The 22,757-nt window shown below is 53.9% G+C and carries 18 protein-coding genes, 1 tRNA gene and 1 pseudogene; 15 read left to right on the plus strand and 5 right to left on the minus strand.

Annotation, left to right across the window (positions count from 1 at the left end):
* Positions 1-176: 176 nt before the first annotated feature.
* On the minus strand, positions 177-1,367 hold the full coding sequence (gene uxuA / locus NMC31_RS19120) for a mannonate dehydratase (RefSeq protein WP_149462065.1): 1,191 nt from the start codon (positions 1,365-1,367) through the stop codon (positions 177-179).
* Positions 1,368-1,572: 205 nt separating this feature from the next.
* Between uxuA and NMC31_RS19125 the strand changes: the two genes are divergently transcribed.
* From NMC31_RS19125 to yejF, 9 genes are all read left to right on the plus strand, one after another.
* Complete coding sequence (locus NMC31_RS19125) at positions 1,573-3,042, plus strand: mannitol dehydrogenase family protein (protein ID WP_253898864.1); 1,470 nt, start codon at positions 1,573-1,575, stop codon at positions 3,040-3,042.
* Positions 3,043-3,165: 123 nt separating this feature from the next.
* Positions 3,166-4,143: a CobW family GTP-binding protein gene (locus NMC31_RS19130; RefSeq protein ID WP_253898865.1), complete on the plus strand. Its 978-nt coding sequence runs from the start codon at positions 3,166-3,168 to the stop codon at positions 4,141-4,143.
* A 43-nt stretch (positions 4,144-4,186) separates the two neighbouring features.
* The gene (locus NMC31_RS19135; protein ID WP_253898866.1) at positions 4,187-4,903 is read left to right on the plus strand and encodes a phosphatase PAP2 family protein; all 717 of its coding nucleotides are present in this window, start codon (positions 4,187-4,189) and stop codon (positions 4,901-4,903) included.
* A 413-nt stretch (positions 4,904-5,316) separates the two neighbouring features.
* Positions 5,317-5,889 carry a bifunctional murein DD-endopeptidase/murein LD-carboxypeptidase gene (gene mepS, locus NMC31_RS19140; protein WP_108473642.1) on the plus strand — a complete coding sequence of 191 codons (573 nt, stop codon included), beginning with the start codon at positions 5,317-5,319 and terminating at the stop codon, positions 5,887-5,889.
* 121 nt (positions 5,890-6,010) lie between these two features.
* Complete coding sequence (locus tag NMC31_RS19145; protein ID WP_253898867.1) at positions 6,011-7,576, plus strand: cyclic di-GMP phosphodiesterase; 1,566 nt, start codon at positions 6,011-6,013, stop codon at positions 7,574-7,576.
* A 70-nt stretch (positions 7,577-7,646) separates the two neighbouring features.
* Positions 7,647-9,440, plus strand: coding sequence for an extracellular solute-binding protein (locus tag NMC31_RS19150; protein WP_436650766.1), 1,794 nt, complete (start codon positions 7,647-7,649; stop codon positions 9,438-9,440).
* A 9-nt stretch (positions 9,441-9,449) separates the two neighbouring features.
* The gene (locus NMC31_RS19155) at positions 9,450-10,547 is read left to right on the plus strand and encodes a microcin C ABC transporter permease YejB (protein ID WP_149462060.1); all 1,098 of its coding nucleotides are present in this window, start codon (positions 9,450-9,452) and stop codon (positions 10,545-10,547) included.
* Complete coding sequence (locus NMC31_RS19160) at positions 10,544-11,569, plus strand: microcin C ABC transporter permease (RefSeq protein ID WP_253898868.1); 1,026 nt, start codon at positions 10,544-10,546, stop codon at positions 11,567-11,569. The genes NMC31_RS19155 and NMC31_RS19160 overlap by 4 nt, the downstream gene beginning before the upstream one ends.
* 1 nt (position 11,570) lies before the next feature.
* On the plus strand, positions 11,571-13,160 hold the full coding sequence (gene yejF / locus NMC31_RS19165; protein ID WP_253898869.1) for a microcin C ABC transporter ATP-binding protein YejF: 1,590 nt from the start codon (positions 11,571-11,573) through the stop codon (positions 13,158-13,160).
* 3 nt (positions 13,161-13,163) lie between these two features.
* Here the strand turns inward: yejF and NMC31_RS19170 are convergent, their stop codons facing one another.
* The 3 genes from NMC31_RS19170 to rsuA all read right to left on the minus strand — a co-directional run bounded on the left by NMC31_RS19170 (position 13,164) and on the right by rsuA (position 15,765).
* Entirely contained in the window at positions 13,164-13,508 is a 345-nt protein-coding gene (locus NMC31_RS19170; protein ID WP_015963709.1) for a YejG family protein, read from the minus strand.
* A gap of 341 nt (positions 13,509-13,849) precedes the next feature.
* Positions 13,850-15,043: a Bcr/CflA family multidrug efflux MFS transporter gene (locus NMC31_RS19175; protein ID WP_149462057.1), complete on the minus strand. Its 1,194-nt coding sequence runs from the start codon at positions 15,041-15,043 to the stop codon at positions 13,850-13,852.
* 14 nt (positions 15,044-15,057) lie between these two features.
* Entirely contained in the window at positions 15,058-15,765 is a 708-nt protein-coding gene (rsuA, locus tag NMC31_RS19180) for a 16S rRNA pseudouridine(516) synthase RsuA (protein WP_108473635.1), read from the minus strand.
* Between the two features lie 151 nt (positions 15,766-15,916).
* Here rsuA and radD point away from each other — a divergent pair, with 151 nt between their 5' ends.
* The gene (radD, locus tag NMC31_RS19185) at positions 15,917-17,677 is read left to right on the plus strand and encodes a DNA repair helicase RadD (protein WP_253898870.1); all 1,761 of its coding nucleotides are present in this window, start codon (positions 15,917-15,919) and stop codon (positions 17,675-17,677) included.
* Between the two features lie 123 nt (positions 17,678-17,800).
* Positions 17,801-18,085 (plus strand): 50S ribosomal protein L25, encoded by a 285-nt coding sequence (rplY, locus tag NMC31_RS19190; protein WP_149462055.1) that lies wholly within the window; start codon positions 17,801-17,803, stop codon positions 18,083-18,085.
* Between the two features lie 55 nt (positions 18,086-18,140).
* Here rplY and yejK read toward each other — a convergent pair whose 3' ends face one another.
* Positions 18,141-19,145, minus strand: coding sequence for a nucleoid-associated protein YejK (gene yejK, locus NMC31_RS19195; RefSeq protein ID WP_015963704.1), 1,005 nt, complete (start codon positions 19,143-19,145; stop codon positions 18,141-18,143).
* 186 nt (positions 19,146-19,331) lie between these two features.
* Between yejK and NMC31_RS19200 the strand changes: the two genes are divergently transcribed.
* The 4 genes and pseudogenes from NMC31_RS19200 to benC form a co-directional block, all read left to right on the plus strand.
* The gene (locus NMC31_RS19200) at positions 19,332-19,559 is read left to right on the plus strand and encodes a YejL family protein (protein WP_015963703.1); all 228 of its coding nucleotides are present in this window, start codon (positions 19,332-19,334) and stop codon (positions 19,557-19,559) included.
* 19 nt (positions 19,560-19,578) lie between these two features.
* The gene (yejM, locus tag NMC31_RS19205; protein ID WP_253898871.1) at positions 19,579-21,339 is read left to right on the plus strand and encodes an LPS biosynthesis-modulating metalloenzyme YejM; all 1,761 of its coding nucleotides are present in this window, start codon (positions 19,579-19,581) and stop codon (positions 21,337-21,339) included.
* 76 nt (positions 21,340-21,415) lie between these two features.
* Positions 21,416-21,492: transfer RNA gene (locus NMC31_RS19210), tRNA-Pro, on the plus strand.
* Positions 21,493-21,757: 265 nt separating this feature from the next.
* Positions 21,758-22,753 (plus strand): annotated as a pseudogene (gene benC / locus NMC31_RS26310) (benzoate 1,2-dioxygenase electron transfer component BenC); the annotation flags it as partial.
* Positions 22,754-22,757 lie beyond the last annotated feature (4 nt).

Raw genomic sequence — 22,757 nt, forward strand, 5'->3', positions numbered from 1 at the left:
CGGCGAAAATGCCTGATGCGCTTCGCTTATCAGGCCTACAACGTCGGTGCAATTTATCAAGTTGTTTTCACTTGTAGGCCGGGCAAGCGCAGCGCCCCCGGCAATTATGCAGGCACCCGCATTAACGTAAAAAAGCCAGCTCAATATGAGCTGGCTTTTCATATTCTGAAACCGGATTACAGTAGATCGCGGAATTTAGTCGCTTTCAGCGCCATCTCAACGCCGCGCACTTCCGCCAGCCCTTTCAGGCGACCAATTGCGGAATAACCTGGGTTGGTTTTCTTTTTCAGATCGTCAAGCATCTGATGACCGTGGTCCGGACGCATCGGAATCGGGCGCAGATCGCCAGCTTTCTTACGACGCTGCTCTTCAGTCAGAATCGCATCAACCACCGCAACCATGTTCACATCGCCCTGCAAATGCGCTGCTTCATGGAAGGTTTTCGGGTTGTCTTCACGGCAGGTAGAGCGCAGGTGGGTGAAGTGAATACGATCGCCAAAGGTTTCAATCATTTTCACCAGGTCGTTATCGGCGCGCACGCCATAAGAACCGGTACACATGGTGAAACCGTTATTGATACTGTCGACGGTCTCTTTCAGCCACTGCATATCTTCGATGGTCGAAACGATACGCGGCAGGCCAAGGATCGGACGCGGCGGATCGTCCGGGTGAACCGCAAGGCGCACGCCGACTTCTTCCGCAACCGGCACAATCGCACGCAGGAAGACAGCCATGTTTTCACGTAGCTGATCTTTGCTGATGTGATCGTACTCAGCCAGACGCGCACGGAACTGATCAAGGGTATATCCCTCTTCCGCACCCGGTAGGCCAGCAATGATGTTGCGGGTCAGTTTTTCAATGTCCGCGTCGGTCATCGCGTCAAAATAGGCTTTCGCCTGCTGCTGTTCTTCGGCAGTGTAATCGGCTTGCGCGCCTTCACGCTTCAGAATGTGCAGTTCAAAAGCAGCAAACGCGATTTGATCGAAACGCAGCGCTTTGGAACCATCTTCCAGCGTGTATTCAAGGTCCGTACGCGTCCAGTCAAGGATCGGCATAAAGTTGTAGCACACGGTATCAATGCCGCAGGTCGCCAGGTTGCGAATACTCTGCTGGTAATTAGCAATCCAGGTTTTGTATTCGCCGGATTGTGTTTTGATATCTTCGTGAACCGGAATACTTTCAACAACAGACCAGGTGAGCCCTTTTTCCGCCAGCATCGCCTGACGTTTTTGAATTTCTTCGACCGGCCAAACCAAACCATTCGGGATGTGGTGCAGCGCCGTCACAACACCCGTTGCGCCAGCCTGACGCACATCATCAAGGGAAACCGGATCATTTGGGCCATACCAACGCCATGTTTGTTCCATCGCCTCAACCTCTCAACTTGTTATACCAATAAAATGTTCGTTAATGACGACTACCATACATGTTTATTCGTACTGGTCAAATATCTCCCCCGCAATGATTGATCTGGCTCACATTCCCCGGATAAATTCGGCACACCAGTTTAATTTGCTGTCATACAACTTTACACTGGCATTGTTAATTTCTGGTTAATCGGACGTGTAAACAATGAAAACAATCGCCAACAGTACGCTCCCTGAGAATGTGCAACTGCCTCATTATGATAGAAAAGCTTTGCGCTCGCGGATCGTGCATTTTGGTTTTGGAGCCTTCCATCGCGCGCATCAGGCGCTGCTGACTGACCGGGTGCTTAATGCCGAAGGCGGCGATTGGGGGATCTGCGAGATCAGCCTGTTTAGCGGCGACCAGTTAATGAGCCAGCTTCGCGCGCAGGATCATCTGTTCACGGTGCTGGAAAAAAGCGGTGACGGTAATCAACCGATTGTGATTGGCGCAGTGAATGAATGTCTGAACGCCAAACTGGATTCGCTGGCGGCGATTATTGAGAAATTCTGCGAGCCGCAGGTGGCGATTGTTTCGCTGACGATCACAGAAAAAGGCTACTGCATAGATCCCGCGACCGGGCAACTGGATGTGAATCAGCCCCGCATCGCACACGATCTCGTCCATCCGCAGGAGCCGCACTCTGCGCCGGGCATTCTGGTCGAAGCCCTGCATCGCCGCCGCGAACGCGGGCTTTCCGCTTTTACGGTGCTCTCCTGCGACAATATTCCGGACAACGGTCACGTGGTGAAAAACGCCGTACTGGGCATGGCACAACAGCGCGATCCGGCATTGGCAGCGTGGATAGCTACGCATGTCACCTTCCCCGGCACCATGGTTGATCGCATCGTTCCGGCGGCCACCGATGCGTCGCTTGCGGAAATCACCGATGAGCTGGGCGGCGTGAACGATCCCTGTGCGATAAGCTGCGAGCCATTTATTCAGTGGGTTATTGAAGATAACTTTGTGGCGGGCCGCCCGGCGTGGGAAATCGCCGGAGCGCAACTGGTCGATGATGTATTGCCATGGGAAGAGATGAAGCTGCGCATGCTCAACGGCAGCCACTCGTTCCTGGCGTATCTGGGGTATCTGGCGGGCTATCAGCATATCAGCGACTGCATGCAGGACGCCGATTTCCGCCTCGCGGCGCATCGTTTAATGATGACGGAGCAAGCCCCCACGCTGAAGATAACCGATGTGGACTTAGGCGCTTATGCCGACAGCCTGATGACCCGATTTAGCAATCCCGCACTGAAGCATCGCACCTGGCAAATCGCGATGGACGGTAGCCAGAAGCTGCCACAACGCCTGCTGGATGGCATTCGCGTACATCTGGCGCAGGGCACCGCGTGGCCGCTGCTGGCATTAGGCGTCGCGGGCTGGATGCGCTACGTCAGCGGCATTGATGATGCAGGTGAAAAAATTGATATTCGCGACCCGTTATCGGAGAAAATCGCCCGGATCGTTACCAACAGTCGTGATGAAGAGCGCGTTGTCGCTCTGCTCACGCTCAGTGAAATCTTTGGCACTGACCTGCCGGGCAACGCGACATTTGTCGAAAACGTCCAGCAGGCATGGCAGCACCTGGTGCAAACCGGTGCGCGTCAGGCGCTCATCACCACCCTGAATAGTTAACAATTTCTGCTTTTATGCGAAGAGAAATCATTTCTCTTCGCGAATCACTTCTCTTTTCATCGCCTTTTCGCCAGGATTAACGCAACCCGTAGCAACGTTGCAGATTTTGATTCTGGAGTTTTCGTGACAAAGACCAACCTGATAACCGGCTTTCTCGGTAGTGGCAAAACCACCTCCATCCTTCATCTGCTGGCCAATAAGCCCGCCGATGAGAAGTGGGCGGTGCTGGTAAATGAGTTCGGTGAAGTGGGCATTGATGGCGCACTGATGGCTGATAGCGGTGCGCTGCTCAAAGAGATCCCCGGCGGTTGCATGTGTTGTGTGAATGGTTTGCCGATGCAGGTGGGCCTGAATACGCTGCTACGTCAGGGAAAGCCTGACCGCCTGCTCATTGAGCCCACCGGGCTGGGTCACCCCAAACAGATCCTCGATATTCTCACCGCCGCCGTCTATGAGCCATGGATTGACCTACGGGCGACGCTTTGTGTGCTTGACCCGCGTCAGTTGCTGGATGAAAAAGTGGTGCTGAACGAGAACTTCCGAGACCAGCTCGCCGCCGCCGATATTATCATTGCCAATAAAGGCGATCGCGCGACAGAGGAAAGCGAGCGGGCGATGGAAAGCTGGTGGCTACAGTACGGTGGCGCGCGCCAGCGTGTGAAAGCCACACAGGGTAATATTGATATTGCCCTGCTCGACCAGCCGCGCAGCAACCTCACGGAACTTCCCACCAGCGACGCGCACTCACACGCGCACCCGGAGAAAAAAGGGCTTGCAGCGCTCAGTCTGCCGGAACATCAACGCTGGCGTCGCAGCCTGAACAGCGGTCAGGGCTATCAATCCTGCGGCTGGATTTTTGACGCCGACACCCTATTCGACACGGTAGGCATTCTCGAATGGGCGCGCCTGGCTCCCGTGCAACGCGTCAAAGCGGTCATGCGTATTCCTGAGGGGCTGGTGCGAATCAACCGCCAGGGCGCAGATCTGCACATCGAAACGCAGAGCGTCGCGCCGCCGGACAGCCGCATCGAACTGATTAATGATGCGGACGCCGACTGGAATGCGCTGCAAACGACTCTGTTGAAGCTCCGTTTAGCGTGAAAGGGCTAAGGTTGCGGTCGTTGTTGAATTAAGGTGATAAAAAATGAAAACGCGATATCCGTTAATCCTGCTGCTGAACGCTGCGGGCATAGCGCTCTTTTTATGCTGGTTCCTGCCGCCCAACCATGGCGTCTGGTTTAATGTTGATTCCGCGATTTTCCACTTCTTTAATCACGGTCTTGATGAGAGCCGGGCTTATCAGTGGTTTCTCGCGATTACCAACAATCGCGCCTTCGATGGCTGCTCGCTGCTGGCGATGGGCTGCCTGATGCTTAGCTTCTGGCTGAAAGAGGATGCCGCTGGCCGTCGCCGGATTATTATCATTGGTCTGGTCATGCTGCTTACCGCGGTGATTATTAACCAGCTGGCGCAGAATTTGATGCCGGTTAAGCGCGCCAGCCCCACGCTATTTTTCCCGGATACGCATCGGGTGAGCGATTATTTGCACATTTCAACCAAGGATGCCTCGCGGGATAGTTTCCCGGGCGACCATGGCATGATGCTGCTCATTTTTTCAACATTTATGTGGCGTTATTTCGGCAAAAAAGCGTTCGCTATTGCGCTGACTATTTTCGTGATTTTCGCCTTCCCGCGCGTAATGATTGGCGCACACTGGTTTACCGATATTGCCGTCGGTTCTCTGACTGCGGTGTTGATTGGCATTCCGTGGGTATTGATGACGCCGCTCAGTGACAAAGCAATATCGCTGTTTGAGCGCTATCTTCCGCGTTTCAATATGGCGCGTTCCGAAAATAAATAACGGACGTTATAAAATTGTCATCAGGGATCGTTTTAGATCCCTGATTTATTTCTGCCGATGAATCATTCTGAATGACATTTCGCCTCACAAATATTCGCCTTATGAATGAGTGAGTTGCCTATTTTTCGGACTAAATTGACACTATTTTACGCATTCACAAATTTTAACTTTCTGTATCACAATTTCTTATAAGAAATCCTGTAAAACCACTCGCAATGCCCTTGTCAATCGGGTAATCTCAATCGCGTTTGCCAATAATGAGCAATTATTTTCATAGTGAATAATTTTGTGCGCTAGTCCACAGATCTGACTTTAAAGAATTGTCTCATTGTTAGCGTGTATTTAGTCTCAGACGCGTTTGGCATTTTTTATAACGACATTGTCGTTAAGGACTTCAAGGGAAAACACATAAAATGGTCAAATCTCAACCAATCTTGAGATATATCTTGCGAGCGATTCCAGCAGTAGCAGTTGCGGTTCTGCTTTCTGCCTGTAGCACAACAAAAGACACCGCCAGGAATATGCATTCTGAGACGCATGCTGTGGGCACCAACGATGCCTCGTCACTGCAAGCCTCTCAGGATGAATTTGAATCAATGGTCCGCAACCTCGACGTGAAATCACGTTTGATGGATCAATACGCAGGCTGGAAAGGCGTTCGTTATCGTTTAGGCGGTGACACCAAACGCGGCGTTGATTGCTCCAGCTTTGTACAGCGCACCTTCCGCGAACAATTTGGTTTAGAGCTGCCGCGTTCAACGTGGGAACAGCAGGAAACCGGTAAATCCGTTTCTCGTAGCCAGCTTCGCACCGGCGATTTAGTCCTGTTCCGTGCAGGGTCCACCGGTCGCCATGTCGGCATCTACATCGGCAACAATCAGTTCGTTCACGCGTCTACCAGCAGCGGTGTAACGATCTCCAGCATGAATGAGCCATACTGGAAGAAGCGCTATAATGAAGCGCGCCGAGTTTTAAGCCGCTCTTAATATCACTTGCTGTCAGTATCCCTTGATTGACCGCAAGCATAAGAAAGCACTGCTCTGGCAGTGCTTTTTTTTTCTAATGATTTGGCGAAGCCTATTTAATTAATCGAGACACGCAACCTTTATGCTAAGCCGTAAAACGCTGTTAAGCCGCAGAATCGCCATCACCAGCCTGATGGTTGGCGTCTTTTTTGCCCTGTTGGCAGGCGGTACCCAGTTTCTTGTCTCTTACCACCAACGTACTGAGCAGTTTGACAACACCATCACCGAGCTGAAGACCTACCTCAATAGCTACTTTGGCGAAGTCCTCAGTACTATCGATACCCTGCAACCCTTGACCATGAGTTCGTGTGAGAATGTCTCTTCTGAACTCACCTCGCGCGCCGCTTTTAGCCTTAATATTCGCGCCTTTCTGCTGGTGAAAGATGGCCATGCGTTTTGTTCATCGGCCACGGGTCCGCTGGATATCGCGATTAAAGATCTCGTTCCCTCTCTCGACCTTTCACAAAACCAGGCGATGGCCATTTTACCCGGCACGCCCATGATGCCCCATCGCCCTGCGTTTATTTTGTGGGACCGAAGCCCACTGTTGGCTGACCGGGGCGTATTTACGTCTATCAATGCCAATCTGATGCCATGGATACTGAATTCGTCGAAGCAGAGCCAATACAGTGGCGTCGCGCTGGTGATTAATGGCAATACGGCGATCTCAACCTTTAGCCACCAGCCCATGGCGCTGACCAGCATTGAAAAAACGCCCATTCGTCAGGCCAAAATCAACGGCGTTCCGCTGGAGATTTACCTGTATGGCAACGAAATCGCCACGGACAACCTTCTCTATTCTCTGCTGCTTGGCGCAATGTGCGGCCTGCTGACAGGCATTCTGTGCGCTTATATCATGACCATAAGAATGCGGCCTGGCCGTGAAATTCTCACGGCTATCACCCGAAACCAGTTTCATGTGGTCTACCAGCCGGTGGTGCATGCCAGCGATTTGCATATTGGCGGCGTAGAGGTGCTGATGCGCTGGACGCATCCGGTTGCAGGCAACATTCCGCCGGATGCCTTCATCAGCTTCGCTGAGGGGCAAAACCTGATAGTGCCTCTCACCCGCCATCTTTTTGAATTGATCGCCAAAGATGCGCCTGCCCTGCAAAAAGTTCTGCCGCCAGGTGCAAAGCTTGGGATAAACATCTCACCAAACCATCTGCACGCAGAGAGCTTCAGGCAGGATATTCGTCATCTGCTTGCCAGCCTGCCTGAAAACTATTTCCAGGTGGTGCTGGAACTCACCGAACGCGACATGCTCAACGAGAAGCAGGCTGTAAAACTGTTTGAATGGCTGCATAGCGAAGGCATTGAGATTGCTATTGATGATTTCGGCACCGGCCATAGCGCGCTGATTTATCTTGAGCGCTTTACGCTGGATTATCTGAAAATTGACCGCGGATTTGTCAACGCCATTGGCACCGAAACGGTCACCTCGCCGGTACTGGATACGGTGTTGACGCTCACGCATCGGTTGAATCTGGTGACCGTCGCAGAAGGCGTAGAGACGCAGGAACAGGCAAACTGGCTGCGCAACCACGGCGTGGATTTCCTGCAGGGCTACTGGATAAGCCGCCCGCTCACGCTCACTCAGCTTGTTGAAGCACATAATGAGCCTGCGAAATATTTCACAAGCCGCTAAGGGTCAATTATGATTCAAGGACATCAGGAACGGATCATAAAGGGAAGGTAGCCCGGTGATATTTGTGCGCATGTGTCTCGTGCTGTTGGCGCTGAGCAGTTTTTCCCTCGGCGCACAGACGATTAAAGAGAGTTACGCGTTTGCTGTAATCGGCGAACCGAAGTATGCCATTAACTTTAGTCACTTCGATTACGTTAACCCGGCAGCCCCAAAAGGCGGCACGATCACGCTCTCATCCATTGGTACCTTCGATAACTTTAACCGTTATGCACTACGCGGCAATCCTGGGGTGCGTACGGAATCGCTCTACGATGCCCTCTTCACCACCTCCGACGATGAACCGGGCAGCTACTACCCACTGATTGCCGAAAGCGCCCGCTATGCAGACGATTACTCATGGGTGGAAGTCAGCATGAACCCGCAGGCCCGCTTTCATGATGGCTCGCCCATTACCGCCCGCGATGTCGAGTTCACCTTTCACAAGTTTATGACCGAAGGGGTGCCGCAATTCCGTTTGGTCTACAAAGGTACGACGGTCAAAGCTATTGCGCCGCTCACGGTACGTTTCGAACTGGGCAAGCCGGGTAAAGAGGATATGTTAAGTCTCTTCTCTCTGCCGGTAATGCCAGAGAAATTCTGGCGCGACCACAAGCTTAGCGATCCACTCTCTACCCCACCGCTCGCCAGCGGTCCCTATCGCATTATCGACTGGCGATTAGGGCAATATATTGTCTATTCGCGAGAGAAAAATTACTGGGGCGCGAATCTCCCCGTCAACCGTGGCCGCTGGAATTTCGATACGTTGCGCTACGACTATTACCTTGATGACAACGTCGCCTTCGAAGCATTTAAGGCGGGCGCGTTCGATATGCGTAATGAAAGCAGCGCCAAAAACTGGGCCACGCGCTACATCGGCAAGAATTTCGCCAGCGGTTATATCGTTAAAGAAGCGCAAAAAAATGAGGCCGCCCAGGACACGCGCTGGCTGGCGTTCAATATCCAGCGCCCCGTCTTTGCCGATCGCCTGGTACGCCAAGCCATCAGCATGGCCTTTGATTTTGAATGGATGAACAAAGCGCTTTTTTATAACGTCTACAGTCGCCCTGCCAGCTATTTTCAGAATACAGAGTACGCGGCACGCCACTATCCGAACGCCGAGGAACTCACGCTACTGGCGCCGATGAAAAAGGACCTTCCAGCTGAAGTCTTCACCACCATATATCAGCCGCCAGTCTCAAACGGTGATGGGGCAAACCGCCAAAACCTGCTCAAAGCGGGCGATCTGCTCACCCACGCGGGTTGGGTGCTGAAAGACCAACAGCGCGTAAATGAAAAGACCGGTCAGCCGCTGCACTTCGAACTGCTGGTCGCCTCTGGCGGTAATAATCAGTGGGTACTGCCGTTCCAGCGCAATCTGAAGCGCCTCGGCGTCGATATGTCTATTCGCCAGGTGGATAACTCTCAGCTACTCAGCCGCTTACGTAAACGCGATTACGACATGATGCCAAGCCTGTGGCGCGCCACGCCGTGGCCCAGCTCCGACCTGCAAATCTCCTGGTCTTCCGAGTACATCAACTCAACCTACAACGCGCCCGGCGTTGCCAGCCCGGTCGTTGATGCGTTGATCAATCAGATAATCCAGGCGAAAGGTGACGAGAAAAAATTGCTGCCGCTGGGTCGCGCGCTGGATCGCGTCTTAACCTGGAACTTCTACATGCTGCCAATGTGGTATATGGCGGAAGATCACGTCGCATACTGGGATAAATTCTCGCATCCACCGGTTCGCCCCCTCTATGCCAGCGGCTTTGATAACTGGTGGTATGATGTCAATAAAGCGGCAAAACTGCCGGAAGCCCGGCGCTAAGGAGAAGAGATGAGCGCCTATTTGCTCCGCCGCTTATTGCTGATTATCCCGACGCTGTGGGCAATCATCACGCTTAACTTTTTTATTGTCCAGATTGCTCCCGGCGGCCCGGTCGATCAGGCCATTGCAGCCGTAGAATTCGGTAACCCGGGTGGCTTGCCCGGTACGAGCGGAGGCGGCTCCGGCGGCGGTCATGCACGCGCGGGCGTGGGTAATATCGCCGACAGCCAGTATCGCGGCGGGCGTGGCCTTGACCCGGAAGTGATCGCCGAAATCACCCAGCGCTACGGCTTTGATAAACCGCTGCACGAACGCTACTTTAAAATGCTGTGGGATTACATCCGCTTTGACTTCGGCAACAGCCTGTTTCGTAACGCCTCCGTTTTACAGTTGATGAAGGACAGCCTGCCCGTATCAATCACGCTCGGCCTGTGGAGCACGCTGATTATTTACCTGGTGTCGATACCGCTGGGTATTCGCAAAGCGGTGCAAAACGGCAGCCGTTTCGACACCTGGAGCAGCGCACTGATTATTATCGGCTATGCCATTCCGGCGTTTCTGTTCGCTATCTTGTTGATTGTGTTCTTCGCTGGCGGTAGTTATTACGACCTGTTCCCGCTACGCGGGCTGGTATCGGCTAATTTCGATACGCTTCCCTGGTATCAGAAAATCACCGACTACCTCTGGCACATCACGCTGCCGGTGCTGGCGACGGTAATTGGCGGCTTTGCGGCGCTCACCATGCTGACCAAAAACTCGTTTCTTGACGAAATTCGCAAACAATACGTGGTCACCGCCCGCGCCAAAGGCGTCAGCGAGCACAATATCCTGTGGAAGCATATTTTTCGTAACGCCATGCTGCTGGTCATTGCCGGTTTTCCAGCCACCTTTATCAGCATGTTCTTTACCGGTTCGCTGTTGATTGAAGTGATGTTTTCTCTGAACGGGCTGGGGCTTCTGGGCTATGAGGCGACCGTCTCGCGCGACTACCCGGTGATGTTCGGCACGCTCTATATTTTCACGCTAATCGGCCTGTTGCTGAATATTGTCAGTGATATCACTTATACGCTGGTCGATCCGCGCATCGATTTTGAGGGCCGGGGATGATGCCGTTAAACCCAATTAATCAGGCCCGCTGGGCGCGCTTTCGCCATAACCGTCGTGGCTACTGGTCGTTATGGATCTTTTTGATCGTCTTCGTATGCAGCATGTGTTCCGAACTCATCGCCAACGATCGTCCGCTACTGGTGCAGTATAAGGGCAGCCTCTATGTTCCGCTGTTTAAGGATTATAGCGAGCAAACCTTCGGCGGCCAGTTCGCCACCGCCGCCGATTACCAGGACCCGTGGCTGCGTAAGCAGTTGAGCGAAAATGGCTGGGTGCTGTGGGCGCCCGTTCGCTACGGTGCAACTACCATCGACTTTAATACGGATCTCCCCTTCCCTTCGCCACCTTCTTCGCAAAACTGGCTGGGCACCGACGCCAACGGCGGCGATGTGCTGGCGCGTATTCTCTACGGCACACGCATCTCAATTCTGTTTGGCCTGATGCTAACGATTTGTTCAAGCGTAATGGGCGTCGCGGCCGGCGCGATTCAGGGCTATTACGGTGGTAAGATTGACCTGTGGGGGCAACGCTTTATTGAGGTATGGTCCGGCATGCCGACGCTGTTCTTGATAATTTTGCTCTCGAGCGTCGTGCAACCGGGTTTCTGGTGGCTGCTGGCAATCACCGTCCTGTTTGGCTGGATGGCGCTGGTCGGCGTAGTACGCGCGGAATTTTTACGCACGCGAAACTATGACTATATTCGCGCGGCACAGGCGCTGGGTGTGAGCGATCGCAGCATTATTACCCGCCATATGCTGCCCAATGCGATGGTCGCCACCCTCACCTTCCTGCCGTTTATTTTATGCAGCTCGATTACCACGCTAACTTCGCTGGATTTTCTTGGCTTCGGCCTGCCGCTGGGGTCGCCGTCATTGGGTGAATTGCTGTTGCAGGGCAAGAATAACCTTCAGGCCCCGTGGCTCGGCATCACGGCGTTTCTTTCCGTTGCTGTGCTGTTGTCGCTGCTGATTTTTATCGGCGAAGCGGTGCGCGATGCTTTCGATCCGAATAAGGCGGTTTAAGATGAGTCATCCCCTCCTTGAAATAGACAATCTTTCCATCGCCTTTCGCAATCAGGGCGTCACGCGCACGGTGGTCAGCGATCTCTCTTTACAGATAGACGCGGGCGAAACGCTGGCGCTGGTTGGGGAATCGGGCTCTGGAAAAAGCGTCAGCGCGCTCTCCGTTTTGCGCCTGCTGCCGCAGCCGCCGGTGAGCTACCCTGGCGGCGATATCCGTTTTCAGGGGCAATCTCTTCTTCATGCCAGCGAACAGACGCTGCGTGGTGTGCGCGGCAACCGCATTGCGATGATTTTTCAGGAGCCGATGGTTTCACTGAACCCGCTACATACGCTGGAAAAACAGCTCTACGAAGTGCTCTCCCTGCACCGGGGTATGCGCAAAGAGCCCGCGCGGGCGGAAATGTTAGATTGTCTGGACAGGGTTGGCATCCGTCATGCCGCTAAACGACTGGCGGATTATCCGCATCAGCTTTCCGGCGGCGAACGTCAACGCGTGATGATTGCGATGGCATTGCTGACGCGCCCTGACCTGTTGATTGCTGATGAACCCACCACCGCGCTGGATGTGTCGGTACAGGCACAAATTCTCGCCCTGCTGCGCGAGCTAAAGCATGAGTTAAATATGGGGCTGCTGTTTATCACCCATAACCTGAGTATTGTTCGCCAACTGGCTGACCGGGTGGCGGTCATGCAGCAGGGCCGCTGCGCTGAGCAGAATGGCGCTCAGGCGCTGTTTGCCGCGCCCGTTCATCCATACACCCGCAAGCTGCTCGACAGCGAGCCGTCAGGCTCTCCGGTTCCTTTACCGGCGGATGCCGCCACGTTGCTGACGGTGAACGATCTCAGCGTCGAATTTCCGATTCGTAAAGGCGTCCTGCGCCGCATTGTCGATAACAATCGCGTGGTGAACAACGTAAGCTTTACCCTGCGCACGGGCGAAACGCTGGGGCTGGTTGGAGAATCGGGTTCCGGTAAAAGTACCACGGGGCTGGCGCTGCTGCGGCTTATTGCCTCAAAAGGCGAAATCCAGTTTGCCGGGGAAATGTTGCAGGGCCGCAGCCGTAAGCAGCTCCTGCCGCTGCGCCATCGCATTCAGGTGGTCTTTCAGGACCCGAACTCGTCGCTTAACCCGCGTTTGAACGCACTGCAAATCATTGAAGAAGGTTTACGGGTACACCACCCGGCATTGTCGGCAGCGGATCGCGAGCAGCGCGTGATTCAGGCCATGCAGGAAGTGGGGTTAGATCCCGACACGCGTCAACGCTATCCGGCGGAATTTTCCGGCGGTCAACGTCAGCGTATCGCCATCGCGCGGGCGCTGATCCTGAAACCGGAATTGATCATCCTCGATGAACCCACGTCATCGCTCGATCGCACCGTTCAGGCGCAGATACTGGCATTATTGAAGGAATTGCAGAAGAAGTACCGGCTGGCGTATATCTTTATCAGCCACGACCTGCACGTGGTACGGTCGCTGTGCCATCAGGTGATTGTGCTGCGACAGGGAAAAGTGGTCGAACAGGGTGAGTGCCAGCGCGTTTTCGCTGCACCAGAGCAGGATTACACCCGCCAGCTCATTACGCTGAGCTGACGATTAAAATGGATTATTGCCAGAGAACGTTTCGGCAATCGCCACGCCAAAATTTTTCAACCGACAAGTTGCGGCACATTCGTCCTGACGTTTAACAAACAGGCATGGCTCCCCTTCACACTCCAGAACGGAGCTTTCCAGCGAGATATCCGACAGCGCCTGGCTTAAGGTATGCATCACCGGCCAGGCATTATCACCATCCGGGCTCAGCAGCTTAAGGGCCACTAGGGCATTTTCGTTGCTATCGCCACTTTGCGGAATCGGTTCAACTCTTGAACCTGCGAAACCCGCTGCCCAGCGATAATCCTGAGGCAGTCGATGTACTATTGAAAGCTGTAATGTGGTCACGTTTTTTTCCCCGGAAGCAATTTACTTCACAATTATTTTACATCCATATTAACACATTGTTGACAAATCGTCCTGCATCCAGAAAAAAACGCCTGTAACTACGGCTTATTCATTGACTGAGTGATTATTTTTGTCGCGACAAGCGAATTGGGTCATGCTTTTCGGCGCTATATGTACCCGTTTCTGTGATCCAACACAACCTTTTTATCTACAACAATGTGACTTTTTACATTATTAGATTTTACATAAAAGAAACATACATAAGTACCATGAATAGTACTTCGGTTGATATGCATCAAAAAAAAGGGGCGAAAAATCGCCCCTTTATCAAAATGTTTGTACTACGCACATTTTCGCCGACGGCTGGCGTAAAGCAGGAAAAAGAGCGAACAGCTTGCACACAGCCCAATGGAGAGAATCATCGGCCAGGCGGAGTTGAAGGTTGCCAGCGACAGCAGCGCGCCAATGATAGCGCCAATACCGAAGCGGAAGGTTCCGGCAAGCGACGACGCCGTGCCTGCCATATGCGGGAACTCGTCGAGAATAACGGCCATCGCATTTGAGGAGACCATCGATACGCAACCGACAAATACCGCAATCCCTAACACCAGCGACCAGAATCCGACGTCCAGCAATGCGCACGCCACCATCCACACCGCCATGGCAAACTGTACAAACAACCCGGCGCGAAACATATTTAATGCCCCGACCCGGCGCACAATACGGCTGTTGATGGTGGTCATGATGAACAGGAAGACGATATTCAGCGCGAAGTAGTAGCCAAAATGCTGAGGCGAAACATGGTTAAGCTCAATATAAACAAACGGCCCGGCACTCAGAAACGAGAACATCGCGGCAAAGCTAAAACCGCTCGCCAGCATATACGAGAGTACGCGTTTGTGACGGAACAGTGAGGCGAAGTTGCCCAGCACCGTGCGCAAATGAAACTTCTGCCGCTTCTCAACGGGCAGCGTTTCCGCGATAAAGAACCAGATAGCCAGCGACGCCAACAGTGCAGCCGCCGCCAGTATCCAGAAGATCGCCCGCCAGCTAAACCAAACCAGCACTGCCCCACCGACCATTGGTGCCAACAGCGGCGCAATCGTCGTGACCAGCATGACAAACGACATCATCCTTGAGAACTCTTCTTTCGGGTAGATATCGCGCATCAGGGCGTTAATCACTACGCTTGCCGCCGCTGCCGCCAGGCCGTGGAAGAAGCGCATCACAATGAGCTGATCGATGCTTTTTGACAGCGCGCAGGCCATGGCGGCAACCGCAAAAATCAGCGTCCCGCCAAGGATAACCGGCTTACGCCCAAGGCTATCGGCCATCGGGCCGTACAGCAGTTGTCCGACAGCAAACCCCAGAATATAGGTGCTGAGGGTCATTTGTGCGCTTCCGGCCGGTACGCCAAACTGTTGTGAAATAACCGGCAGCGCCGGGAGATACATATCAATAGAAAGCGGCATCAGCATGGCCAACAGGCCAAGGATAAACACGATATTGAATGATGAAGGCTGCCTGGATGTCACAAGTTACCTCAATGTTAGCGTGGCGGTAGGCCGACGCTTGCGATTTCTTCTTCAGTTAACGGACGGTATTCGCCCGGCTCAAGGTCGTCGTCGAGTGCAATCTCACCGATACGTTCACGATGCAGACCCACCACATGGTTGCCCACGGCGGCGAACATACGTTTCACCTGGTGATAGCGGCCTTCGCTGATGGTCAGTCGCACCTGCGTCGGGGTAATCACTTCCAGCACCGCCGGTTTGGTGAGATCTTTCTCGTTGTGCAGTTGAACGCCTTTGGCGAACTGCGCTGCGGTATCGTCGCTGACCGGGTTTTCCAGGGTCACGAGATAGGTTTTTTCACAATGGTGGCGCGGTGAAGTGATACGGTGCGACCACTGGCCGTCATCGGTCATCAGTACCAGGCCGGTGGTGTCGATATCCAGGCGCCCGGCAGCATGCAGTTTGTGCGCCACGGGTTCATCAAGGAAATAGAGCACAGTAGGATGATCCGGATCGTCGGTTGAGCAGACATACCCTTCCGGTTTGTTGAGCATAAAGTAGCGCGGGCCGTGCTGCTGGGCCAGAGGGTTCCCCTCGTAAGCCACCTCATGTTCAGGAAGCAGTTTAAACGCCGTATCTCGCACAATTTCGCCATCCACGGTAATGTGGTTGCCGCGGATTTGACGCCCGGCAATAGCACGGCTGACGCCGAGTTGCTGAGCGATAAACTTATCAAGTCGCATGAAAATTTTTAGCCTGTATGATGCCGGGTGTCGGGCGACGCGCCCGAAAAATGGAGTTTTAACAACAATCAAGTATAACGGGGTTGTTATACCACTCAAGCGAAAAGATTCGTGGCATACTAATCGCGAGCAAAACCAATAAACGAGCCCCATGACTTTTACACTTCGCCCCTATCAACAGGAAGCCGTCGACGCCACTCTTAACCACTTTCGCCACCATCAGCACCCTGCCGTGATTGTGCTGCCTACCGGTGCGGGCAAAAGCCTGGTGATTGCCGAACTGGCCAGACTGGCGCGTGGACGTGTGTTAGTACTTGCACATGTTAAGGAGTTGGTCGCGCAGAACCACGCCAAATATTGCGCGCTGGGCCTTGACGCCGATATCTACGCGGCGGGCCTGAAGAAGAAAGAGAGCCACGGCAAAGTGGTGTTTGGTAGCGTACAGTCCGTCGCGCGCAATCTCGACCATTTCAGGAGTGAATTTTCGCTGTTGATCGTCGACGAGTGCCACCGTATCAGCGATGACGACGACAGCCAGTATCAACAAATCCTTGCCCACCTGAAGAGCGTAAACCCAACGGTACGCCTGCTAGGGCTGACCGCCACGCCCTTCCGCCTGGGAAAAGGCTGGATTTATCAGTTCCACTATCACGGTATGGTACGCGGCGACGAAAAAGCCCTTTTCCGTGATTGCATCTATGAGCTACCGCTGCGCTATATGATTAAACACGGCTATCTGACGCCGCCCGAGCAGCTTGATATGCCGGTGGTACAATACGATTTCAGCCGCCTGCAGGCGAACAGCAACGGCCTGTTCAGCGAAACGGATCTCAATCGCGAGCTGAAGCAGCAAAAACGCATTACGCCGCACATTATCAGCCAGATTGAAGAGTTTGCCCAGGACCGCAAAGGGGTGATGATTTTCGCCGCCACCGTTGAACACGCGCGCGAAATCACCGGGCTGCTGCCCGCGAACGATGCGGCGCTGATTACCGGTGAAACGCCCGGCCCGATGCGTGATGAACTGATTGAAGCCTTCAAAGCGCAGACGTTTCGTTATCTGGTGAACGTGTCGGTATTAACCACCGGCTTTGACGCCCCGCATGTTGATCTCATCGCTATCCTGCGGCCAACCGAATCAGTGAGTCTTTACCAACAAATTGTCGGTCGCGGCCTGCGCCTGTCGCCGGGAAAAACGGACTGCCTCATTCTGGACTACGCCGGAAATCCTCATGACCTTTACGCCCCGGAAGTTGGCGCGCCAAAAGGCAAAAGTGACAACGTGCCAGTCCAGGTTTTCTGCCCCGGCTGCGGCTTTGCCAATACCTTCTGGGGCAAAACCACCGCTGACGGCACGTTGATTGAACACTTTGGCCGCCGCTGTCAGGGTTGGCTGGAAGATGACGAAGGGCACCGGGAGCAGTGCGACTACCGCTTCCGCTTCAAAAATTGCCCGCAGTGTAATGCGGAAAATGATATCGCCGCCCGCCGCTGTCGGGAGTGTGACACCATACTGGTCGACCCGGACGATATGTTGAAAGCGGCGTTAAAGCTGAAAGATGCGCTGGTGCTGCGCTGTAGCGGCATGGTGCTTCAGGACGGCGCGGATGACAAAGGCGCGTGGCTAAAAATCACCTACTACGATGAAGACGGTGCCGATGTAAGTGAGCGCTTCCGTCTGCACACACCGGCGCAACGTACCGCCTTTGAGCAATTGTTTATGCGCCCGCATACCCGCATACCGGGCGTGCCGCTAAGCTGGATAACTCCTTCCGACATCATTGCCCAACAGGCGTTATTACGTCACCCCGATTTTGTCGTCGCCCGTCAAAAGGGACAGTTCTGGCAGGTGCGCGAAAAGGTTTTCGACTACGAAGGCCGCTTCCGTCGCGCCAATGAATTACGCGGATAAGCGCGCTTTTGATTGATGTGGCGCGCATTTAAGTATAAAATGCCGCCCGCTTTCACATCCGTGAAGCAGATCATTTGCCTGCTGCTGGGTCGCCTGTAGCAGGAACAATTAAGAGAGATTTAAATGTTTACTATCAATGCAGAAGCACGTAAAGAGCAGGGTAAGGGTGCGAGCCGCCGCCTGCGCGCAGCTAACAAGTTCCCGGCTATCATCTATGGTGGCGAAGCTGCTCCGGTTGCAATCGAACTGGATCACGACAAACTGTGGAACATGCAGGACAAAGCTGAGTTTTACGCAGAAGTTGTTACCATCGTAATCGATGGCAAAGAAGAAAAAGTGAAAGTTCAGGCTGTACAGCGTCACGCTTACAAACCGAAACTGACTCACATCGACTTCGTTCGCGCGTAATCGCTGACAAGTTGTGAAGAAGCCCCGCATTGCGGGGCTTTTTTGTGGGCGGTGCTTATTTGCCGCCCACGCGACGCTGAAGCTGATCGCGCAGGTTCGGCGGCGTGCCTTTAATGGTCAGCGTGTCGGTAGCCGGGTCCCAGAAAATACGCTCGCCCAGCAGCAGAGAGTCAAAGTTAATCGTCAAGCCGCCACCGCTACCGGCAAACTTCGTCAACTGACGCAAAGTACTGCGGTCCGCCGGGAAGCTCTCTTCCAGTTCATAGCCTTTTTCAGCCGTAAACTCGCTAAAGCTCACTTCGCTAACGCCGGAAATCTCTTTGGAAAGTGATTCCAGTTCAATCTCTTCGCCCGCCTGCAACTGCTCATTGCAGTAGTCGTAAACCTGCTTGCGCACGGTCTGACGCTCGTTTTTATCGAGCTGTGCTTCGGCCGAGAAATCATCCAGCGCCTGCAACAGACCACGGTTTTGCACTTTGGCATTCAACCCTTCGCTGGCGCCGAGGAAATCCATAAAGAAATCCGCGACTTTACGCCCAACTCGCCCTTTCAGGAACGTCAGGTAACGGGTCGATTCCGGGTTAGTTTCCCACTCGGTTAAATCGATACGGGCCACAATATCCGCATGATTGATATCGAGATAATGCGTGGAGCTGATATCCAGCTGTTCGTTGACGCGCATGCTGCTGAGATTATTCAGCACCGCCACCAGCAGGTATTCCACCGCCAGATAGCGATAATGACAAAACAGCACAATGCCGCCGTCCGCAAACGGATATTTTGCCAGCTCATCGCGCAAACGACCGGTCGCCGCCCGGCTGAATGCCAGAAAATCTTCTTCGCCCTGACGCTGAAGGCGCAACGCCTGCGCCAGCTCGCTTTCTTCGTTAAACAGCCCGTAGGCCTTATTTTTAGCGCTGTAGACCCGGTGCAGTTCCGCCATCATCTCTTCGACGGGCGCAGTGGGCTCCAGCAGCGAATCACGCAGTACCAGTTCAAGCGTCTGCTCATCGCGTTTGATAAGCTGGTGCAACGCAATCTGGTCGATATCCAGACTCATGTTAAACTCTCCTTTTAGGAAGGGTGTATTCAACCACCCCTTAGGCTGCTGTGCAACTTGCTCTTTCTTCCAACGCCTGATCCTTTCGCCCATGAGGAAAGGATGACGTTTAAGGCGAAAAAATGCGGAAAAAATGCTGGTGCTACGGTAATATATTGCCCTTCCATATATAGACAGATTTGATTTATGCCACAACATTCCCGCTACAGTGATGAACACGTTGAACGACTGCTCAGTGAACTGGTCAACGTACTGGAACAACACAAGACTCCAACAGACCTCTCTTTGATGGTTCTGGGGAACATGGTGACGAACCTGATTAACAGCAGCGTCGCCCCGGCTCAGCGCCAGGCTATCGCCCGCTCGTTTGCTCAGGCGTTACAGTCTTCTATTAACGACGACCCGGCGCACTAAGGGATACACACAACAGTTTATGGTGACTCATCGTCAGCCCTACCGAGAAAAAGTCTCCCAGATGGTTAGCTGGGGGCACTGGTTTGCTATGTTCAACATGTTGTTGGCCATGGTGCTCGGCAGCCGCTATCTTTTTGTTGCCGACTGGCCGACAACGCTTACCGGTCGCGTCTACTCGTACCTGAGCCTTGTCGGGCATTTCAGCTTTCTGGTGTTCGCCGCCTATCTGCTGATTCTTTTTCCGCTGACGTTTATCGTCGGCTCGCAGCGCTTAATGCGGTTCCTGTCCGCGATTCTGGCGACCGCCGGAATGACGCTGCTGCTTATCGATACCGAAGTTTTCACCCGCTTCCACCTGCACCTTAACCCGGTGGTGTGGGAGCTGGTTATCAACCCGGACCAAAACGAAATGGCCCGCGACTGGCAGCTGATGTTTATCAGCGTGCCGGTGATATTGCTTATCGAAATGCTGTTCGCTACCTGGAGCTGGCAAAAGCTGCGCAGCCTGATGCGCCGACGCCGCTACTTCCGCCCCGTCGCCTGGCTCTTTTTTGTGGCGTTTATCAGCTCGCATGTGATGTATATCTGGGCGGATGCCAACTTTTATCGCCCGATTACCATGCAGAAAGCGAATCTGCCGCTCTCTTATCCGATGACCGCGCGCCGCTTCCTGGAGAAACACGGCTTGCTGGATGCGCAGGATTACCAGCGTCGTCTGGTTGAGCAAGGCGATCCGGAAGCGGTATCGGTGCAATATCCGCTGAGTGAACTGCACTACCGTGATATGGGCGCGGGGCAAAACGTCCTGCTGATCACCGTCGATGGTCTGAACTATTCACGTTACGAAAAACAGATGCCTTCTCTGGCCCAGTTCGCCAGTGAAAACGTCAACTTTACCCAGCATATGAGCTCGGGCAATAGCGCAGACAACGGCACCTTCGGTCTGTTCTATGGCATTTCACCCGCCTATATGGATGGCGTGCTCTCGGCGCGTATTCCGGCAGCGCTGATCACCGCGCTGAACCAACAGGGTTATCAGTTAGGCCTGTTCTCATCCGATGGCTTCAACAGCCCGGTTTACCGTCAGGCGCTGCTGTCGGACTTCTCGCTGCCGCCAAGTAAATCGCAAAACGACGCGCAGACAGCAAACCAGTGGATTAACTGGCTGGGCCGCTACGCTCAGGAAGAAAACCGTTGGTTCTCGTGGGTATCCTTTAACGGCACCAACCTCGACGACAGTCAGCAGCAAGGCTTCACCCGCCGCTATGCTGCCGCCGCCGCCGATGTCGATACACAAATAAACCGCGTGCTGAGCGCGCTGCGTGATTCCGGCAAGCTGGATAGCACCGTGGTGATTATTACCGCAGGTCACGGCGTGCCGTTGGGCGATGAACGTGAGCAGTTCGACTGGTCACGCGCGCGCCTCCAGGTACCGCTGGTCGTTCACTGGCCAGGCACCCCGGCGCAGCGTATCGACGCCCTGACCGAGCATAAAGACGTGATGACCACCCTGATGCAACGTTTGTTGCACGTCAGCACGCCAGCAAATGAGTATTCGCAAGGGCAGGATCTCTTCAGCGCCACGCGTCGCCACGTTTGGGTAACTGCTGCAGATAACAACACGCTGGCGATTACGACCCCGGGCTTTACCGTGGTGCTCGACCATAATGGTCACTACCAGACATGGAACAGCGACGGCGAGAAAGAGCGCGAGCAAAAACCGCAGTTGAGCCTGCTGCTGCAGGTGCTGACTGAGGAAAAACGATTCATCGCTAACTGATTGATTACTTATGCATCAATCGCGCGATCGCTGGCTTGCAATCAGCAACGAAAAGGGTACTATTGCATCCACGTGTCGGCACGTAGCGCAGCCTGGTAGCGCACCGTCATGGGGTGTCGGGGGTCGGAGGTTCAAATCCTCTCGTGCCGACCAAAAAGATTTTCTGATACGTTTTTAAACGTACAGTACCCCTTAAGAGCCCGCATTCTCTCTGAGTTTGCGGGTTTTTTAATGCCTGCTTTTCACCTCTCTTCCCAAAATGTGTCCCCGCTCACCAACCTCGCCTAATGCAGGGTTTGTCCTGTTTTACGTCATTTCTGTCCGTTGACTGAAAAGGGCTTCCGGCATGATATGGAGCCTCGAGTTTCATACCAGTCCGCCAGAGGCTGGAACCACCTGCAACCCGAGGATAAAAACAATGAGCCATCAGGTCACCCTACGTTTTGAAGACGGCGCGACGCATTTTATTCAATGTCTTACCGGTGAGTCCGTCGCCGATGCAGCGTTGCGTGCAAAAATTGCTATTCCACTCGACTGCCGCGACGGCGTGTGCGGCACCTGCAAAGCGACCTGTGAATCAGGTCAGTTTGCGCTCGGCGATTATGTGCCTGACGCACTCTCCGACGATGAAGTGAATGCCGGACACGTGCTGACGTGCCAGATGCGTCCGTCAAGCGACTGCGTGGTGCAGATTGCCGCTACGTCTGATGCGGCAGGAATCAACAGCACCGCGTTTACCGGGCGTATCACCGCCTGCGAAGCGCTCTCGCCCACGGCAATCACGTTCTCGGCAGAACTGGAAAACCGCAGCGCGCTCCGCTTCCTGCCGGGTCAGTACGTCAATATCCAGGTGCCTGGCAGCACGCAAACGCGTTCCTACTCATTTAGCTCAGGCCCTTCGTCCAACGAAGTGTCTTTTCTGATCCGCAATGTTCCGCAGGGCTTAATGTCCGGCTATCTCCGCGAGCAGGCCAAACCCGGCGATGCCATTACCTTTCGCGGGCCGATGGGGAGTTTCTATTTGCGCCCCATCGAACGCCCGCTGTTATTCCTTGCGGGCGGCACGGGGCTCGCGCCGTTTTTGTCCATGCTGGATAAGATCAATGAAGAAGGTGATGTAACGCAGCCTGTCCATCTGATCTTCGGCGTCACCCACGACGAGGATCGGGTTGAGCTGGATCGGCTTGAGGAGTACGCCCGGCGTCTGCCTAATTTTAGCTATCTCTGCACGGTCGCCAGCCCTGAAAGTGCGTCGCCGCACAAAGGGTACGTCACGCAACATATTACGGCCTCGCAGCTTAACGGCGGCGATGTCGATATTTATCTCTGCGGGCCGCCGCCAATGGTGGAAGCTGTACGTGACTGGCTGGCTGCGGAAGGCGTTAGCCCGCGTAACTTCTATTATGAAAAGTTTGCCG

Source organism: Pseudocitrobacter vendiensis (assembly GCF_943590815.1).
Classification (GTDB): domain Bacteria; phylum Pseudomonadota; class Gammaproteobacteria; order Enterobacterales; family Enterobacteriaceae; genus Pseudocitrobacter; species Pseudocitrobacter vendiensis.

Excerpts from the sequence above, each read along its gene's own strand:
- NMC31_RS19145 (WP_253898867.1), top strand. The coding sequence starts at position 6,011 with ATGCTAAGCCGTAAAACGCTGTTAAGCCGCAGAATCGCCATCACCAGC.
- NMC31_RS19125 (WP_253898864.1), top strand. The coding sequence starts at position 1,573 with ATGAAAACAATCGCCAACAGTACGCTCCCTGAGAATGTGCAACTGCCT.
- NMC31_RS19155 (WP_149462060.1), top strand. The coding sequence starts at position 9,450 with ATGAGCGCCTATTTGCTCCGCCGCTTATTGCTGATTATCCCGACGCTG.
- rsuA (WP_108473635.1), bottom strand. The coding sequence starts at position 15,765 with ATGCGACTTGATAAGTTTATCGCTCAGCAACTCGGCGTCAGCCGTGCT.
- NMC31_RS19200 (WP_015963703.1), top strand. The coding sequence starts at position 19,332 with ATGCCACAACATTCCCGCTACAGTGATGAACACGTTGAACGACTGCTC.
- yejF (WP_253898869.1), top strand. The coding sequence starts at position 11,571 with ATGAGTCATCCCCTCCTTGAAATAGACAATCTTTCCATCGCCTTTCGC.
- rplY (WP_149462055.1), top strand. The coding sequence starts at position 17,801 with ATGTTTACTATCAATGCAGAAGCACGTAAAGAGCAGGGTAAGGGTGCG.
- NMC31_RS19160 (WP_253898868.1), top strand. The coding sequence starts at position 10,544 with ATGATGCCGTTAAACCCAATTAATCAGGCCCGCTGGGCGCGCTTTCGC.
- yejM (WP_253898871.1), top strand. The coding sequence starts at position 19,579 with ATGGTGACTCATCGTCAGCCCTACCGAGAAAAAGTCTCCCAGATGGTT.
- NMC31_RS19150 (WP_436650766.1), top strand. The coding sequence starts at position 7,647 with ATGTGTCTCGTGCTGTTGGCGCTGAGCAGTTTTTCCCTCGGCGCACAG.
- yejK (WP_015963704.1), bottom strand. The coding sequence starts at position 19,145 with ATGAGTCTGGATATCGACCAGATTGCGTTGCACCAGCTTATCAAACGC.
- NMC31_RS19135 (WP_253898866.1), top strand. The coding sequence starts at position 4,187 with ATGAAAACGCGATATCCGTTAATCCTGCTGCTGAACGCTGCGGGCATA.
- mepS (WP_108473642.1), top strand. The coding sequence starts at position 5,317 with ATGGTCAAATCTCAACCAATCTTGAGATATATCTTGCGAGCGATTCCA.
- uxuA (WP_149462065.1), bottom strand. The coding sequence starts at position 1,367 with ATGGAACAAACATGGCGTTGGTATGGCCCAAATGATCCGGTTTCCCTT.
- radD (WP_253898870.1), top strand. The coding sequence starts at position 15,917 with ATGACTTTTACACTTCGCCCCTATCAACAGGAAGCCGTCGACGCCACT.